The sequence below is a fragment of the Pseudomonas sp. RIT411 genome (assembly GCF_003057735.2).
In the GTDB taxonomy this organism is placed as follows: domain Bacteria; phylum Pseudomonadota; class Gammaproteobacteria; order Pseudomonadales; family Pseudomonadaceae; genus Chryseomonas; species Chryseomonas oryzihabitans.
Window position 1 is genome coordinate 107,457 of the sequence record NZ_QBIZ02000014.1, and the last position, 16,837, is coordinate 124,293.

19 protein-coding genes are annotated in these 16,837 nt (G+C 66.0%); 16 read left to right on the forward strand and 3 right to left on the reverse strand.

Annotated features, from left to right (window positions below; all coding sequences use genetic code 11):
- Positions 1-9: 9 nt before the first annotated feature.
- Complete coding sequence (locus DBY63_RS18225; RefSeq protein WP_108582492.1) at positions 10-564, reverse strand: NUDIX hydrolase; 555 nt, start codon at positions 562-564, stop codon at positions 10-12.
- A gap of 127 nt (positions 565-691) precedes the next feature.
- On the opposite strand from DBY63_RS18225, the gene DBY63_RS18230 reads away from it, so the two are divergent.
- From DBY63_RS18230 to purT, 3 genes are all read left to right on the forward strand, one after another.
- The gene (locus DBY63_RS18230; RefSeq protein WP_007160947.1) at positions 692-1,279 is read left to right on the forward strand and encodes a CoA pyrophosphatase; all 588 of its coding nucleotides are present in this window, start codon (positions 692-694) and stop codon (positions 1,277-1,279) included.
- Positions 1,280-1,356: 77 nt separating this feature from the next.
- Positions 1,357-1,554: a DUF1289 domain-containing protein gene (locus DBY63_RS18235; RefSeq protein WP_007160948.1), complete on the forward strand. Its 198-nt coding sequence runs from the start codon at positions 1,357-1,359 to the stop codon at positions 1,552-1,554.
- Positions 1,555-1,575: 21 nt separating this feature from the next.
- A complete protein-coding gene (gene purT / locus DBY63_RS18240) occupies positions 1,576-2,757 on the forward strand; it encodes a formate-dependent phosphoribosylglycinamide formyltransferase (RefSeq protein WP_027600826.1) in 1,182 nt (393 codons plus the stop codon).
- A gap of 60 nt (positions 2,758-2,817) precedes the next feature.
- Here purT and DBY63_RS18245 read toward each other — a convergent pair whose 3' ends face one another.
- The gene (locus tag DBY63_RS18245; protein ID WP_027600217.1) at positions 2,818-4,122 is read right to left on the reverse strand and encodes an MFS transporter; all 1,305 of its coding nucleotides are present in this window, start codon (positions 4,120-4,122) and stop codon (positions 2,818-2,820) included.
- A 188-nt stretch (positions 4,123-4,310) separates the two neighbouring features.
- The gene (gene ccsA / locus DBY63_RS18250; protein ID WP_007160952.1) at positions 4,311-5,111 is read right to left on the reverse strand and encodes a cytochrome c biogenesis protein CcsA; all 801 of its coding nucleotides are present in this window, start codon (positions 5,109-5,111) and stop codon (positions 4,311-4,313) included.
- Here ccsA and DBY63_RS25030 point away from each other — a divergent pair.
- The 13 genes from DBY63_RS25030 to recJ all read left to right on the forward strand — a co-directional run bounded on the left by DBY63_RS25030 (position 5,110) and on the right by recJ (position 16,837).
- Positions 5,110-5,355, forward strand: coding sequence for a hypothetical protein (locus tag DBY63_RS25030; protein WP_169854828.1), 246 nt, complete (start codon positions 5,110-5,112; stop codon positions 5,353-5,355). The genes ccsA and DBY63_RS25030 overlap by 2 nt on opposite strands.
- A gap of 176 nt (positions 5,356-5,531) precedes the next feature.
- Complete coding sequence (gene ffh / locus DBY63_RS18260; protein ID WP_007160953.1) at positions 5,532-6,911, forward strand: signal recognition particle protein; 1,380 nt, start codon at positions 5,532-5,534, stop codon at positions 6,909-6,911.
- A gap of 250 nt (positions 6,912-7,161) precedes the next feature.
- Positions 7,162-7,410 carry a 30S ribosomal protein S16 gene (gene rpsP / locus DBY63_RS18265; protein WP_007160954.1) on the forward strand — a complete coding sequence of 83 codons (249 nt, stop codon included), beginning with the start codon at positions 7,162-7,164 and terminating at the stop codon, positions 7,408-7,410.
- 5 nt (positions 7,411-7,415) lie between these two features.
- Entirely contained in the window at positions 7,416-7,952 is a 537-nt protein-coding gene (gene rimM, locus DBY63_RS18270) for a ribosome maturation factor RimM (protein ID WP_007160955.1), read from the forward strand.
- Between the two features lie 3 nt (positions 7,953-7,955).
- Positions 7,956-8,693 (forward strand): tRNA (guanosine(37)-N1)-methyltransferase TrmD, encoded by a 738-nt coding sequence (gene trmD / locus DBY63_RS18275; RefSeq protein WP_007160956.1) that lies wholly within the window; start codon positions 7,956-7,958, stop codon positions 8,691-8,693.
- Between the two features lie 42 nt (positions 8,694-8,735).
- On the forward strand, positions 8,736-9,086 hold the full coding sequence (gene rplS, locus DBY63_RS18280) for a 50S ribosomal protein L19 (RefSeq protein ID WP_007160957.1): 351 nt from the start codon (positions 8,736-8,738) through the stop codon (positions 9,084-9,086).
- 208 nt (positions 9,087-9,294) lie between these two features.
- Positions 9,295-9,708, forward strand: coding sequence for an acyl-CoA thioesterase (locus tag DBY63_RS18285; protein ID WP_007160958.1), 414 nt, complete (start codon positions 9,295-9,297; stop codon positions 9,706-9,708).
- On the forward strand, positions 9,705-10,595 hold the full coding sequence (gene xerD, locus DBY63_RS18290; RefSeq protein ID WP_108582489.1) for a site-specific tyrosine recombinase XerD: 891 nt from the start codon (positions 9,705-9,707) through the stop codon (positions 10,593-10,595). The genes DBY63_RS18285 and xerD overlap by 4 nt, the downstream gene beginning before the upstream one ends.
- 226 nt (positions 10,596-10,821) lie before the next feature.
- A complete protein-coding gene (locus tag DBY63_RS18295; RefSeq protein WP_007160960.1) occupies positions 10,822-11,547 on the forward strand; it encodes a thioredoxin fold domain-containing protein in 726 nt (241 codons plus the stop codon).
- Positions 11,548-11,610: 63 nt separating this feature from the next.
- On the forward strand, positions 11,611-12,915 hold the full coding sequence (locus tag DBY63_RS18300; RefSeq protein WP_108582488.1) for a homoserine dehydrogenase: 1,305 nt from the start codon (positions 11,611-11,613) through the stop codon (positions 12,913-12,915).
- 46 nt (positions 12,916-12,961) lie between these two features.
- Positions 12,962-14,371, forward strand: a complete 1,410-nt coding sequence (thrC, locus tag DBY63_RS18305) for a threonine synthase (RefSeq protein WP_027600221.1) — start codon at positions 12,962-12,964, stop codon at positions 14,369-14,371.
- 205 nt (positions 14,372-14,576) lie between these two features.
- Positions 14,577-15,116 (forward strand): YaeQ family protein, encoded by a 540-nt coding sequence (locus DBY63_RS18310; protein WP_007160963.1) that lies wholly within the window; start codon positions 14,577-14,579, stop codon positions 15,114-15,116.
- Positions 15,116-16,837 carry a single-stranded-DNA-specific exonuclease RecJ gene (recJ, locus tag DBY63_RS18315; RefSeq protein ID WP_108582487.1) on the forward strand — a complete coding sequence of 574 codons (1,722 nt, stop codon included), beginning with the start codon at positions 15,116-15,118 and terminating at the stop codon, positions 16,835-16,837. The genes DBY63_RS18310 and recJ overlap by 1 nt, the downstream gene beginning before the upstream one ends.

A 16,837-nucleotide genomic window follows, 5' to 3' on the forward strand; every position in this document is an offset into this window, starting at 1 on the left:
CGGAAGAGCTCAGGCAGGCTTGGGTGCGACCACCATAGGCGCCATGCCTTCATGGCGCAGGGAAAACTCGCCGCGACGGCGGTCGGCGAAAAAGCATTCTAGTGTCCGCTTGATGGTCGGAAAAGCCAGAGACGACCAGGGGATTTCGGCTTCGTCCAGAAGGCGCACGTCGAGGCTTTCCTCGCCGACGCCAAAGCGGCCATCGACCAGCTCGCCGCGGAACAGCATGTAGATCTGGTCGATGTGCGGCAGGTCGAAGAGGGTATAGAGCTCCAGGCCCTGCACGTTCGCGCCAGCTTCCTCGAAGGTCTCGCGGGCGGCGGCCTCGGTGGTGGTCTCGCCGTTTTCCATGAAGCCCGCCGGCAGCGTCCAGTAACCCTTGCGCGGTTCGATGGCGCGCTGGCAGAGCAGCACCTTGCCCTCCCAGGTCGCCAGGCAGCCGGCCACCACCCGCGGATTCTGATAATGCACTGCGCCGCACTGGCTGCAGACCAGGCGCATCCGGTTGTCACCCGCGGGAAGGCGTTCTTCCAGCAGTCCGCCACAGTGATTGCAATGCTTCATGGTTCATCCTCGTTTTGCTGCAGTGTGCCGGGGCGATCCCGGGCCTCGCAAGCGATGGCTGGGCTTGGGATTGCCCGACGGGCGTGCCATGATCCAGGGGATACGATGAGCAAGGGAGAATTCCGGCGTGGATGAGTTGCTCCAGCGCCTGCGTCACTATCAGCCGCGCACCCTGAGCGGCACCGAGAGCTACCAGGAAGCGGCGGTGCTGGTGCCCATCATCCGTGGCGAGCATCCCGAGTTGCTGCTCACCCTGAGGGCCAGCAACCTGTCCACCCACGGCGGCGAGGTGGCCCTGCCGGGCGGCCGGCGCGATCCCGAGGACGCCGATCTGGTCGCCACTGCCCTGCGCGAGGCCGAGGAAGAGGTCGGACTGCCACCGGGCCTGGTGGAGGTGATCGCCCCCCTGAGTCCGCTGGTGTCGCGCTACGGCCTGGCGGTGACCCCCATCGTCGCGCTGATCCCCGATCAGCTCGAATACGTTCCCAGCGAAGCCGAGATCGCCGCGATCTTCAGCGTGCCCCTGCAGTTCTTCTGCGAGGTGCCGCCGGATTACACCCTCAGGGTCGACCACGACGGCCTGCGCTGGCAGGTGCCCAGCTATCAGTATGGCGAGCACCGCATCTGGGGGCTGACGGCGGTGATCATCGTCGAACTGGTCAACCTGCTGTACGACGCCGGTATCGTGCTCAAGGCACCGCCCAGGCGGGATTGAGCGGTATCGGCAAGGTAAAGGCACATGCCAAGTCGGGCATTAACGGGCACAATGCGCGGCCATTCGAGGGAAGCCGCATGACCACCGCCGATTCACCCGTGCGTTCGCCCTGCGTCCATGTCTGTGCCCTGGACGAACAGGACATCTGCATCGGTTGCCAGCGCAGCGCCGCCGAGATCACCCGCTGGATGTCCATGAGCGACAGCGAGCGCCGCGAGGTGCTGCTGCGCTGCAGCGAGCGGGCGCGGGCGGGCGGTGCGGCCTTCCTGACCTGACATCAGCCGGAGAGATCTGTCATGCCCCGTATCGGTACCCCCCTGTCCCCCAGCGCCACCCGCGTGCTGCTCTGCGGCTCCGGCGAACTGGGCAAGGAAGTCGTCATCGAACTGCAGCGTCTGGGCGTCGAGGTCATCGCCGTGGATCGCTACGCCGATGCCCCGGCCATGCAAGTCGCCCACCGCAGCCACGTCATCGACATGCTTGACGGTGCCGCCCTGCGCGCGGTGATCGAGCGCGAACAGCCGCACTTCATCGTGCCGGAAATCGAAGCCATCGCCACCGCCACCCTGGTGGAGCTGGAAGGCGAGGGCTACACCGTGGTGCCCACCGCCCGCGCCGCCCAGCTGACCATGAATCGCGAAGGCATCCGCCGCCTCGCCGCCGAGGAACTGGGCCTGCCCACCTCGCCCTATCATTTCGCCGACACCTACGAAGACTATGCCGCCGCCGCCGAGGCGCTGGGCTATCCCTGCGTGGTCAAGCCGATCATGAGTTCCTCGGGCAAGGGCCAGAGCCTGCTGCGCAGCGCCGACGAGCTGCAGGCCGCCTGGCAATACGCCCAGGAAGGCGGTCGCGCCGGCAAGGGCCGGGTGATCGTCGAGGGCTTCGTCGACTTCGACTACGAGATCACCCTGCTGACCGTGCGCCACGTCGGCGGCACCTCCTTCTGCGCGCCGGTCGGGCATCGCCAGGTCAAGGGCGACTACCACGAGTCCTGGCAGCCCCAGGCCATGAGCGACAAGGCCCTGGCCGAGTCCGAGCGGGTCGCCCGCGCGGTCACCGAGGCCCTGGGCGGTCGCGGCCTGTTCGGCGTGGAACTGTTCGTCAAGGGCGACCAGGTCTGGTTCAGCGAGGTCTCCCCGCGGCCCCACGACACCGGCCTGGTGACCCTGATCTCCCAGGATCTCTCCGAATTCGCCCTGCATGCCCGGGCCATCCTCGGCCTGCCGATCCCCACCATCCGCCAGTTCGGTCCCTCGGCCTCGGCGGTGATCCTGGTGGACGGCGATTCGCGGCAGACCGCCTTCGCCAACCTCGGCGCGGCCCTGGCCGAACCCGACACCGCGCTGCGCCTGTTCGGCAAGCCCGAGGTGAAGGGGCAGCGGCGCATGGGCGTCGCCCTGGCCCGCGACGAAAGCATCGAAGCCGCCCGGGCCAAGGCCGTGCGTGCGTCCCAGGCGGTAAAGGTCGAGCTGTAAGGCCGGCTGCGCACCACGAAAAAGGGCCCCGCGGGGCCCTTTTTCATTGGCTGGAGAGATCTACAGCGACTGGTCGCGCGTCTCGCGCATACAGAGCACCGCCACCAGGCTGATGGCCGCTGCTGCCGAGACATAGCCGCCCACCCAGCTCAGGCCACCGGCCTCCACCAGTTGCTGCGCGGCGTAGGGCGCCAGGGAGGCGCCGAGGATGCCGCCCAGGTTGTAGGCCGCCGAGGCACCGGTGTAGCGCACCCGGGTGGGGAAGATTTCCGGCAGCAGGGCGCCCATGGGACCGAAGGTCATGCCCATGAGAAACAGCTCCAGCGCCAGGAACAGGCCGACCGCCTGACTGGAGCCGTGGGTCAGCAGCGGCTCCATGGCGAAGCCCGACAGCAGGGCGGCGATGGCGCTGGCCGCCAGTACCGGCTTGCGGCCGAAGCGATCGGCCAGCCAGGCCGACAGCGGCGTGGCCAGGGCCATGAACAGCACGGCCACACAGAGCAGGCCGAGGAATTCCTGGCGGCTGTAGCCGAGATTCTTCACCCCGTAGCTCAGCGAGAACACCGTGGAGATATAGAAGAGCGCGTAGCACACCACCATGCTCAGGGCGCCCAGCAGTACCGCCTTGCCGTGCTTGCCAAAGGTCTCGACCATGGGCAGGCGCAGCTTCTCGCGCCGCGCCATGGCCTCGGCGAACACCGGCGTCTCGTGCAGCGACAGCCGCACATAGAGGCCGACCACCACCAGCAGGGCGCTGAGCAGGAAGGGGATGCGCCAGCCCCAGGCGCGGAATTGCTCGTCGTCCAGTAGCAGCGCCAGGGCCAGGAACAGACCGTTGGCCATGAGAAAGCCGATGGAAGGACCGAGCTGGGGAAACATGCCGAACCAGGCGCGCTTGCCGGGCGGGGCGTTCTCGGTGGCCAGCAGCGCCGCGCCGCCCCATTCGCCACCCAAGCCCAGGCCCTGGCCGAACCTCAGCAGGCAGAGCAGGATCGGTGCCCAGACGCCGATGCTGGCGTAGCCGGGCAGGAGGCCGATCAGGGTGGTGGAGATGCCCATCAGCAGCAGCGAGGCCACCAGGGTGGACTTGCGCCCGATGCGATCGCCGAAGTGGCCGAACAGCAGCGAACCCAGGGGGCGCGCCAGGAAGGCGATGCCAAAGGTAATGAAGGCGCTGAGGGTCTGGGCCATGCCCGCGCCCTGGGGAAAGAACACCGGGCCGATCACCAGGGCCGCGGCCGTGGCATAGACGTAGAAGTCGTAGAACTCGATGGCGGTGCCGATGAAGCTGGCGGTGGCCACGCGAGTGGGGGAGTTGCGCGGCACGGAGGTGGGCGCGTCGAAGGCGGCAGCGGTCGTGGACATGCAGGGGTACCGGGCAGTCGTTCTTGTAGGAGGCGTCTGCCGGAGCGGCCCGGTGGGGCAGCGGCTGTCCGAGGATGGGGACGGGCGGGACGACCTGTTATGACGTGCCGGGCGCGAAGCGGCTGTTGGCCGGGTCGCGCCGAACGTGGTTCGGTCGCCTGATTATGCAGGTAGTGGAACGACGACTGTCAACGATGCAGGATGAATTCCCGCACCAGCTTGCTGCCGAAATAGGCCAGCATCAGCAGGATGAAGCCCAGCAGCGTCCAGCGGATCGCCCGGTGGCCGCGCCAGCCCAGGCGATTGCGCCCCCACAGCAGGATGCCGAACACCACCCAGGCGATGCAGGAGAGCACCGTCTTGTGCACCAGGTGCTGGGCGAACATGTCCTCGACAAAGAACCAGCCGGAGATCAGCGACAGCGACAGCACCACCCAGCCGGCCCAGAGAAAGCCGAACAGCAGGCTTTCCATGGTCTGCAGCGGGGGAAAGCTGCGGATCAGCCCGGACGGGTGCTTGTTCTTGAGCTGGCGATCCTGGATCAGCAGCAGCAGCGACTGCAGCACCGCCAGGGTGAAGAGCCCGTAGGCGATGATCGACAGCAGCACGTGCACGACGATCTTGGGCGACACGTCCAGCGGCGTCACGGTGCCCGGTGGCACGAATTCGGCCAGCAGCGCGGTGATGGCACCGAGGGGATAGACCAGCACCAGCAGCGGTTGCAGCGGCATGCGCAGGCAGCCGATCAGCATCAGCGCGATGGCGGTCGCCGAGATCAGGCTGGAGGCGTCGAAGAAGTCCAGGCTCAGGGTCGGTTCGAGGATCAGCTGCAGATAGACGGCCAGGGCGTGGGGCAGCAGGGCCAGGATGCCAGCGCCCAGGACCAGGGGCTTGCTCGACGGCTGTTTGCGCAGCAGGCAACTGCCCTGGTAGAGGGTCGCGAGCAGATAGAGGGCGGCGGCCAGGAGGGTGGGCAGCAGGGCGTGCATGGTCCGGTTTCAGCAGAGCGGAAAGCAGGCGAGTGTGGCACAGACAGGGCGGTACAGAAAGTCTGAGCCGCGCCTTGGCGCCGGCTGGCCAGGCTGGGCGAACCCTGGCCGCCAGCGGGTGGTCCCAAGAGGTACATATCTTGAAGAGGTCGCGACCATGCTTAAATTTCTCGGCGGTACCATGGGCATCATCTTTCTGATCGGCCTGGTGGTGGTCATCGGCATCTTCTCGCTGATCTTCTGATCCCCTCCCCGCAGGCACCGGCCCTGGCGTCGGTGCCTCGCGCTCCTGCCTCGGCGGCTCGCCGATACCGGCCCTGCTGACGGTTTCACGCGGTAGCGGCCCTGGCGGCTATCCCTGCTCAGGCGCTCTTTCGTTATACTTGCCGGTCAGCCGCCGTTTCTGCCCTGGATGTCCGCATGTTCGAGAATCTCACAGACCGCCTGTCCCAAAGCCTGCGCCACATTACCGGCAAGGCCAAGCTCACCGAAGACAACATCAAGGACACCCTGCGCGAGGTGCGCATGGCGCTGCTCGAGGCGGACGTCGCCCTGCCGGTGGTCAAGGAGTTCGTCAATCGGGTCAAGGAGCGGGCGGTCGGCACCGAGGTGTCCAAGAGCCTGACCCCGGGCCAGGCTTTCGTGAAGATCGTGCGCGCCGAGCTCGAAGCCATCATGGGCGCGGCCAACGAAGACCTGGCGCTCAACGTCGCGCCGCCGGCGGTCATCCTCATGGCCGGCCTGCAGGGCGCGGGCAAGACCACCACCGCGGGCAAGCTGGCGCGCTTCCTCAAGGAGCGCAAGAAGAAGACCGTCATGGTCGTCTCCGCCGACGTCTATCGTCCGGCCGCCATCAAGCAGCTGGAAACCCTGGCCGGGGAGGTGGGCGTAACCTTCTTCCCCTCCGACATCAGCCAGAAGCCGGTGGAGATCGCCCAGGCCGCCATCCGCGAAGCCAAGCTCAAGTTCATCGACGTGGTCATCGTCGACACCGCCGGTCGCCTGCACATCGATAGCGAGATGATGGCGGAGATCCAGCAGGTCCATGCCGCCACCAAGCCGGCCGAGACCCTGTTCGTGGTCGACGCCATGACTGGTCAGGACGCCGCCAACACCGCCAAGGCCTTCAACGACGCCTTGCCGCTCACCGGCGTGATCCTGACCAAGGTCGACGGCGATGCCCGGGGCGGTGCCGCCCTGTCGGTCCGCCACATCACCGGCAAGCCGATCAAGTTCATCGGCATGGGCGAGAAGAGCGAAGCCCTCGATCCCTTCCACCCGGATCGCGTCGCCTCGCGCATCCTCGGCATGGGCGACGTCCTCTCGCTGATCGAGCAGGCCGAACAGACCCTGGATCGCGAAAAGGCCGACAAGCTGGCCAAGAAGCTCAAGAAGGGCAAGGGCTTCGATCTCGAAGACTTCCGCGACCAGTTGCGCCAGATGAAGAATATGGGCGGCCTGGGTTCGCTGATGGACAAGCTGCCGACCATGATGGGTGGCATGAACATCCAGCAGATGGGCAACGCCCAGGGCGCCGCAGAAAAGCATTTCAAGCAGATGGAAGCCATCATCGACTCCATGACCCCGGCCGAGCGCCGCGATCCGGAGCTGATCAGCGGCTCGCGCAAGAAGCGCATCGCCCTGGGTTCCGGCACCCAGGTGCAGGACGTCGGCCGCCTCATCAAGCAGCACAAGCAGATGCAGAAGATGATGAAGAAGGTCACCGCCAAGGGCGGCATGGCCAAGATGATGCGCGGCATGGGCAGCATGTTCCCCGGCGGCGGCATGCCGAAGATGTGATTTCCGGGTGCCGCCCGTCGCCAGATGGCCGGCATCGGAAAGGGCTCTGCGAGGGGCGTCGGCACCAGTGCTGATGCACCTTCGCGAGCGACGAGGCTCCACCGCTGGAGTCTCCAGGCTGCCGCTATGCCGAGGGTGCCGTTGAAAGCCATTGGCAAACCGGGTAACAGCCCTTAGAATATGCGGCCTTTCGGGCCATGTGGCCCAGTGTGCCCACAGCTACAAGCACCGACTACAGGAACGAAGTTCAATGGTAACCATCCGTCTAGCCCGTGGCGGCTCCAAGAAGCGCCCCTTCTACCACCTGACCGTGACCAACAGCCGCAATGCGCGCGATGGTCGTTTCGTCGAGCGCATCGGTTTCTTCAACCCGGTGGCCAGCGGCGCCGAAATCCGTCTGTCGGTGGACCAAGAGCGCGCCAACTACTGGCTGTCGCAGGGCGCCCAGCCGTCCGAGCGCGTCGCTCAGCTGCTGAAGAGCGCTCAGGCTACCGCCTGAAGACCATGAGTACGCCGACCTCCGCCCCCGACCTGGTGGTCCTGGGCAAGATAGTTTCGGTCTTTGGCGTACGCGGTGAGCTCAAGATCTACTCCTTTACCGATCCGCTCGACAATCTGCTGGACTATCGGACCTGGACGCTGCGGCGCGAAGGCGAGACCCGGCAGGTCAAGGTGCTCGGCGGTCGGATGCACGGCAAGGTCCTGACGGTACGTCTGCAGGGCCTGGACGATCGCGAAGAAGCCCGCCTGATGGCCGGTTTCGAGATCTGCGTGCCGCGCAGTGAATTGCCCCAGCTGGGCGCCGGTGACTACTACTGGCATCAGCTGGAAGGTCTCAAGGTGATCAATCGCGAAGGCCAGTGGCTGGGCGTGGTGGATCATCTGCTGGAGACCGGGGCCAACGACGTCATGGTGGTCAAGCCCTGTGCTGGCAGCCTCGACGATCGTGAGCGTCTGTTGCCTTATCTGCCCGACCAGTACGTGCTGGCGGTTGATCTGGCCAAGGGCGAGATGCAGGTCGACTGGGACGCGGATTTCTGATCCATGCGTATCGATGTCATCAGCCTCTTTCCCGAGATGTTCGAGGCCGTCAGCGCCTATGGCGTGAGCGGTCGCGCGATGAAGCAGGGGCTCCTGGAGCTGACCTGCTACAACCCGCGCAGCTATACCGAGGATCGTCACCAGACCGTGGACGACCGGCCCTTTGGCGGCGGTCCCGGCATGGTCATGAAGATCCAGCCGCTGGAGCGTGCCCTGGCCGATGCCAAGGGTGATTCGGCGGCGAAGGTGATCTACCTGTCCCCCCAGGGTCGCAAACTCGACCAGGCGGCGGTACGGGAACTGGCGCAGGAGGAGCATCTGATCCTCATCGCCGGGCGTTACGAAGGCATCGACGAGCGTTTCATCGAGACGCACGTGGATGAAGAATGGTCGATTGGCGACTATGTGCTGTCCGGCGGTGAATTGCCGGCCATGGTGCTGATCGATGGGGTCACGCGACTGCTGCCTGGAGCCTTGGGGCATGCGGATTCCGCCGAGCAGGACTCGTTTACCGACGGCCTGCTCGATTGCCCGCACTACACCCGACCCGAGGTGTACGAGGGCCGTCGCGTACCCGACGTGTTGCTCAGTGGTAACCACGAGCATATCCGGCGCTGGCGCCTGCAGCAGTCCCTGGGACGCACTGCGGAGCGACGCGCCGATCTTCTGGATGGCCGCTCGCTTTCTGGAGAAGAGCAGAACCTGTTGGCGGAATACCTCCGTCAGCGGAACGATAGTTAGGTATCGATGGCGGGCCGCGGCCTGTCTTAGGAGCAGAGTGACATGACCAACAAAATCATTGCCCAGATCGAAGCTGAGCAGATGAACAAAGAAATCCCGGCGTTCGCCCCCGGCGACACCGTGATTGTCCAGGTTAAGGTGAAGGAAGGCGACCGTCAGCGTCTGCAGGCCTTCGAAGGCGTGGTGATCGGCAAGCGTAACCGCGGCCTGAACAGCGCCTTCACCGTACGCAAGATCTCCAACGGCGTTGGCGTCGAGCGTACCTTCCAGACCTACAGCCCGCTGGTCGACAGCCTGAGCGTCAAGCGTCGCGGTGACGTGCGCAAGGCCAAGCTGTACTACCTGCGCGAACTGTCCGGCAAGGCTGCCCGCATCAAGGAAAAGCTTTCCTGATCGCGGCGTGACCAGAAAAAAGCAGCTTCGGCTGCTTTTTTCGTTTCTAAGAGCCTAGTCAAAATCTCGCGAGCTAGAGACAAACAAGGCGAAGCTGGCTGAGGAAGCGGAGTTTACAACTGGTAAATGAGCATTCCGAAGCCAGCTTCAACCACGTTTGGCCGACGCGCAGCAGATTTTGAGTAGGTTCTGAGGTTCGAGGTAAGACATGACGACCCGCGAAGCGGAAATCCAGCGGCGCACCGCGCTTTCGGAAACCCGGGTGGCCAAGGCGGTCTTCCCGCCCACCACCAATCATCACGACACCCTGTTCGGCGGCACCGCCCTGGCCTGGATGGACGAGGTGTCCTTCATCACCGCGACGCGCTTCTGTCGCAAGCCGCTGGTCACGGTCTCCACCGACCGCATCGATTTCAACCATCCCATTCCCGCGGGCTCCATCGTCGAGCTGATCGGCCGGGTGGTGAAGGTCGGCAACACCAGCATCAAGGTGCAGGTGGAGGTCTTCGTCGAAGGCATGCTGGCGGAAGGCCGCGAACGCGCCATCAACGGCGCCTTCAGCTTTGTCGCCGTCGATGACGAGGGCAAGCCGACCCCGGTGCTACCCGGATTCGCCGCGTGAACGCCGAGCGGCTGATCGAGGAGTTCCTCGACGCCCTGTGGTTGGAGAAGGGGCTGTCGCCCCATACCCGCAGCGCCTACCGCACCGACCTGCTGGCCTTCGCCCGGTGGCTGGAGGGCAGGGGCCTGACCCTGGAGTCCGTCGGCCGCGACGCCGTGCTCGATCACCTCGGCTGGCGCCTGAGCGAGGGTTACCAGGCGCGCTCCACGGCGCGTTTCCTTTCCGGGCTGCGCAGCTTCTACAAGTACGCGGTGCGCGAGGGGCGGCTGGCCGAGGACCCGACGCTGCTGGTGAGCATGCCGCAGCTGGGTGCGTCGCTGCCCAAGAGCCTGTCCGAGGCGGATGTGGAAGCTCTGTTGGCCGCGCCGGATACCGAGGACACTCTGGGCCTGCGCGATCGCACCATGCTCGAGGTGCTCTATGCTACCGGCCTGCGGGTGACCGAGCTGATCAGCCTGACCCTGGACGAGATCAACCTGCGCGAGGGTTCGCTCCGGGTCTTCGGTAAGGGCAGCAAGGAGCGGCTGATCCCCCTGGGCGAAGAGGCCATCGCCTGGCTGGAAAGCTATCTGAAGACCGCACGTCCATTGCTGCTGGGCGGCCAGCCCGGCGACATCCTCTTTCCCAGCCAGCGCGGCACGCCCATGACTCGGCAGACCTTCTGGCACCGCATCAAGCTGCATGCCCAGGTGGCCGGCATCCGCACCTCGCTGTCGCCGCATACCCTAAGGCACGCCTTCGCCACCCATCTGCTCAATCACGGCGCCGACCTGCGCACGGTGCAGATGCTGCTCGGCCATACCAGCCTGTCCACCACCCAGATCTACACCCACGTCGCCCGCGTGCGGCTGCAGCAACTGCACGCCCAGCACCATCCGCGCGGCTAGGGCGGTGTTCCAGAAGTTCGCGCAAGAATTGGCGAGTGATTTTGGTTTCTGAGCCAGGCGCCGGGACGAGTCATAGCAGGGCTATGGCGAGGAGCGGCAACACCGCTCAGGGACCAAAAGCGCCGCCAAAATTGCGTAGACACTTCTGAAGCCCCGCCCTGGGGGCGGGACCGCCGTAGCCGGCAGGTCTGTGGTAGGCTTGCCGGCGTCTCAACAGGAGTCAAACATGCGTATTTCCCAACTGTTGCTCGCCGCTTGCCTGGGGCTCGGCGTGCAACTGGCTCAGGCCGAACCTGAGCAGGCCATTCGCCAGAGCCTGACCGCGCTGCAACCCAATCTCGCCATCGAGTCCATCGCCAAGAGTCCGCTGGAGGGCCTCTACCAGGTCCAGCTCAAGGGCGGTCGCGTGCTCTATGCCAGCGGCGATGGCCAGTTCGTCATGCAGGGCTATCTGTATCAGGTCAAGGACGGCAAGGCCTCCAACCTGACCGAGAAGGCCGAGAACGTCGCCGTGGCGCGGCAGATCAATGGCCTCGATCGCAACCAGATGATCGTCTATCCCGCCCAGGGCGAGACCAAGGCGCACATCACCGTCTTCACCGACACCACCTGCCCCTATTGCCAGAAGCTGCACGCCGAGGTGCCCGAGCTGAACAAGCGCGGCATCGAGGTGCGCTACCTGGCCTTCCCGCGCCAGGGCATGGGCTCGCCGGGCTCCAAGCAACTGGAGGCGGTGTGGTGCGCCAAGGACAAGCCGGCGGCGCTGAACCAGATGTTCACCGGTCGTGAGGTCAAGTCCGAGAGCTGCCAGAATCCGGTCGCCCAGCAATTCGCGCTGGGGCAGAACATGGGTATCCAGGGCACGCCGGCGATCATTCTCGCCGATGGCCAGATGATCCCGGGCTACCAGCCGGCCGACCAGCTGGCGGAAGCGGCAATCGGCGCCCGCTAGGCGCCTCAATCAGAGTTATGAACGGGGCCGCGGAGCGGTCCCACACGACATGGGGATAAGGGTGTGAAGCCGGTCAAAGTAGGCATCTGTGGTCTGGGTACCGTGGGCAGCGGGACCTTCAACGTACTCAAGCGCAACGCCGAGGAAATCGCCCGGCGCGCCGGTCGGGGTATCGAGGTGGCGCAGATCGCCCAGCGCCGGCCCAATCCCCAATGCGACACCGGTAGCACGCCGATCACCGCCGAGGTCCTGGCGGTGGCCGACAATCCCGAGATCGACGTGGTGGTGGAGCTGATCGGTGGCTACACCCTGGCCCGCGAACTGGTGCTGCGAGCCATCGCCAACGGCAAGCACGTGGTCACCGCCAACAAGGCGCTGATCGCCGTGCACGGCAACGAGATCTTCGCCAAGGCCCGCGAGCAGGGCGTGATCGTCGCCTTCGAGGCCTCGGTGGCCGGGGGCATCCCGGTGATCAAGGCGCTGCGCGAAGGCCTGGCCGCCAACCGCATCAACTGGGTGGCCGGCATCATCAACGGCACCGGCAACTTCATCCTCTCCGAGATGCGCGAGAAGGATCGCACCTTTCCCGATGTCCTGGCCGAAGCCCAGGCGCTGGGCTATGCCGAGGCCGATCCGACCTTTGACGTGGAAGGCATCGATGCCGCCCACAAGCTGACCATCCTGGCCTCCATCGCCTTCGGCATTCCGCTGCAATTCGACAAGGCCTACACCGAGGGCATCACCCGCCTGACCACCGCCGACGTCGGCTACGCCGAGGCACTGGGCTATCGCATCAAGCACCTGGGCGTGGCGCGCAGCACCGACCAGGGCATCGAGCTGCGGGTACACCCGACGCTGATCCCGGCCGATCGCCTGATCGCCAACGTCAACGGCGTGATGAACGCGGTGATGGTCAATGGCGACGCCGTCGGCTCGACGCTGTTCTATGGCGCCGGTGCCGGCCAGGAGCCGACCGCCTCGGCGGTGGTGGCCGACCTGGTGGACGTGGTGCGCGCCATGACCTCGGATCCGGAGAATCGCGTGCCGCACCTGGCCTTCCAGCCCGATGCGCTGTCCGACCATCCGGTGCTGTCGATCGAGGCCTGCGAGAGCGCCTACTATCTGCGCATCCAGGCCAAGGATCACCCGGGCGTGCTGGCCCAGGTGGCGAGCATCCTCTCGGCGCGCGGCATCAACATCGAGTCCATCATGCAGAAGGAAGCGGAGGAGCATGACGGCCTGGTGCCCATGATCCTGCTGACCCATCGCGTGACCGAGCGCCACATGGTCGAGGCCATCACCGCGCTGGAAGCCCTGGACGATGTCGTCGGCGATGTCGTCCGCATCCGCGTCGAGCACCTGAACTGAGCAGCCTGGCGGCGCCCGGCGCCGCCATCTTTCCCGAGGTCGAGTCATGCGTTACATCAGTACCCGCGGCCAGGCGCCCGCGCTGAATTTCGAAGAAGTGCTGCTGGCGGGTCTCGCCAGCGACGGTGGTCTCTATGTGCCGGAGAACCTGCCACGCTTTTCCCTGGAGGAGATCGCCTCCTGGGCCGGTCTGCCCTACCACGAGCTGGCCTTCCGGGTGATGAAGCCCTTCGTCGCCGGCTCCATCGCCGATGCCGAATTCAAGGCCATCCTGGAAGAGACCTACGCCGGTTTCGCCCATAGCTCGATCGCGCCGCTGCGCCAGCTGGACGCCAACGAATGGGTGCTGGAGCTGTTCCACGGCCCGACCCTGGCCTTCAAGGACTTCGCCCTGCAACTGCTGGGGCGGCTGCTCGACCATGTGCTGGCCAAGCGCGGCGAGCGCGTGGTGATCATGGGCGCCACCTCCGGCGACACCGGCTCGGCGGCCATCGAAGGCTGCAAGCGCTGCGAGAACGTGGACATCTTCATCCTCCATCCGCACCAGCGGGTGTCGGAAGTGCAGCGCCGGCAGATGACCACGCTGCTGGGCGACAACATCCACAACATCGCCATCGAAGGCAACTTCGACGATTGCCAGGAGATGGTCAAGGCCAGCTTCGCCGACCAGGGTTTCCTCAAGGGCACCCCGCTGGTGGCGGTCAACTCGATCAACTGGGCGCGGATCATGGCCCAGATCGTCTACTACTTCCATGCGGCCCTGCAGCTGGGCGCCCCGGCGCGCTCCATCGCCTTCTCGGTGCCCACCGGCAACTTCGGCGACATCTTCGCCGGTTACCTGGCGCGCAACATGGGTCTGCCGGTGAGCCAGCTGGTGGTGGCCACCAACCGCAACGACATCCTGCACCGCTTCATGTCCGGCAACCGCTACGACAAGCAGCAGCTGGAAGCCACGCTGTCGCCGTCCATGGACATCATGGTCTCGTCCAACTTCGAGCGCCTACTGTTCGACCTGCACGGTCGCGACGGCCTGGCCCTGGCCGAGCTGATGGCGAATTTCCGCAGCAGCGGCACCCTGACGGTGGCCGACGATCGCTGGACCGAAGCGCGCAAGCTGTTCGATTCCCTCGCCGTGAGCGATGAAGAGACCTGCGCCACCATCGCCGAGGTGTATGCCGCCACCGGCGAGGTGCTGGATCCGCACACCGCCATCGGCGTCCGCGCCGCTCGCGAATGCCGACGCAGCCTGGCCACGCCCATGGTGGTGCTGGGCACCGCCCACCCGGTCAAATTCCCCGAGGCGGTGGAAAAGGCCGGCATCGGCGCGACCCTCAGCCTGCCGACCCACCTGGCCGACCTGCTGCAGAGGGAAGAGCGCTGCACCGTGCTGCCCAACGACCTGGCCGCCGTCCAGGCCTTCGTCAGCCGCCACGGCAAGCGTGGTCAGCCGCTGTAGATTTTTAGCCCTTTAGATCGTGGTTATCGCGGCCATGGGCCGCTCCTACGGGAAGTCTGAGCACCTGTAGGAGCGGTCGCTACGGCGCACCGGCATGGCCGCGATACATCCTACCTCCGCTCCACCGATCCCCTGACGCTCCTCTGATCCCGAGCCCCCTGCCTTTTCCGGTACAATGCCCGGCTTTCCCTGCCGGTGACCCGCCATGGCTCTGCAAGCCACGCCCTATAAAGTCGAACTCAACCTCACCGACCTGGATCGCGGGGTCTACGAGAATCTGCGCCTGACCGTGGCGCGGCATCCCTCCGAGACCGAGGAGCGCATGGCGGTGCGGTTGCTGGCCTATGTGCTCTGGTACAACGAGCAACTGGCCTTCGGCCGCGGCCTGTCCGACGTCGACGAGCCGGCGCTGTGGGAAAAGAGCCTCGATGGCCGGGTGCTGCACTGGATCGAAGTCGGCCAGCCCGATGCCGAGCGCCTGACCTGGTGCAGCCGCCGCACCGAGCGCACCAGTCTGCTGGCCTATGGCAACCTGCGCGTCTGGCAGACCAAGGTGGTGGACGCGGTCAGGACGCTGAAGAATCTGCACATCGCGGCGGTGCCCGCCGAGCCCCTGGCCGAGCTGGCCCGCGACCTGCCGCGCAGCATTTCCTGGCAGGTGATGATCAGCGAAGGCACCCTGTTCGTCACCGACGACCGCGGTCAGCACGAATTGCAGCTGGAATGGCTGCTGGGCGAACGTTGATGCGCCTGGAGCCCCGTCCGCTGCCGGCGGTGCTGCCCGACCTGGGCGATCTGCCGCCGCTGCTCACCCGGCTCTATGCCGCGCGCGGCGTGACCTTGCCGGAAGAACTCGACAAGGGTCTGGCGCGGCTGGTGCCCTATCACCAGCTCAAGGGCATCGAGGCCGCGGTGGAGCTGCTGGCGCGGGCCCTGGAAGAGCGCCGGCGCATCCTCATCGTCGGCGACTTCGACGCCGATGGCGCCACCGCCAGTGCCGTGGGCGTGCTGGCGCTGCGGCGTCTGGGTGCGGCCTGGGTAGACTACCTGGTGCCAAATCGCTTCGAATACGGCTACGGCCTGACGCCCGAGATCGTCGCCGTGGCCCTGCAGCGCGAACCCGAGGTGCTGCTCACCGTCGACAACGGCATCTCCAGCCTGGACGGCGTCGCTGCGGCCAAAGCCGCCGGGCTGCAGGTGGTCATCACCGATCACCACCTGCCGGGCGCCGAATTGCCCGCCGCCGATGCCATCGTCAATCCCAACCAGCCGGCCTGCGCCTTTCCCAGCAAGTGCATTGCCGGGGTCGGGGTGATCTTCTATGTGATGCTCGCCCTGCGCAGTCGCCTGCGCGAGAACGGCTGGTTCGCGCGTCAGGGCCTGGCCGAGCCCAATCTGGCCGAGTTGCTGGATCTGGTCGCCCTCGGCAGCGTCGCGGACGTGGTGCCGCTGGATGCCAACAACCGCATCCTGGTGCACCAGGGGCTGATGCGTATCCGCGCCGGTCGGGCGCGACCGGGGCTCAAGGCGCTGCTGGAAGTGGCCGGGCGCCAGCCGGGCAAGGTGGCCTCCAGCGATCTCGGTTTCATCCTCGGCCCGCGGCTCAATGCGGCCGGCCGGCTGGACGACATGTCCATCGGCATCGAGCTGCTGCTCTGCGAAGACCCGCAGCTGGCGCAGGAATACGCCCAGCAGCTGGACGACTTCAACAAGGATCGCAAGAGCATCGAGCAGGGCATGCAGCGCGAGGCGCTCAAGCAGCTCAAGGAGCTGCCGGAAGACAATCTGCCCTTCGGTCTCTGCCTGTTCGATCCGGAGTGGCACCAGGGCGTGATCGGCATCCTGGCCTCGCGGCTCAAGGAAAAGTATCACCGCCCGGCGCTGGCCTTCGCCGACGACGGCAGTGGCAACGGCATGCTCAAGGGCTCGGCGCGCTCGGTGCCCGGGCTACACATCCGCGATGCCCTGGACGCCGTGGCGACCCGGCATCCGGGACTGATCACCAAGTTCGGCGGTCACGCCATGGCCGCCGGCCTCAGCCTGCCTCAGGCGCATTACGAGACCTTTGCCGCGGCCTTCGACTCCGAGGTGCGCCGCCATCTGCAGGCCGACGACCTCAGTGGTCGCCTGCAGACCGATGGCTGCCTGGCCCCGACCGAGTTCCAGCTCGGCCTGGCCCAGGCCCTGCGCCAGGCCGGCCCCTGGGGGCAGCAGTTTCCCGAACCGCTGTTCCACGGCACCTTCGAGATCCTCTCCCAGCGCCTGCTCAAGGAGCGGCATCTCAAGCTGACCTTGCGCAGCGAGCAGGGCGGACCGGAGCTGGACGGCATCGCCTTCAACATCGATCGAGACACCTGGCCCGACCCCAACATCCGCTGGGCCGAGCTGGCCTATCGGCTGGACGTGAACGAATTCCGCGGCAACGAGAGCGTGCAGTTGCTGGTGGTGCACCTGGCACCGCGTTAG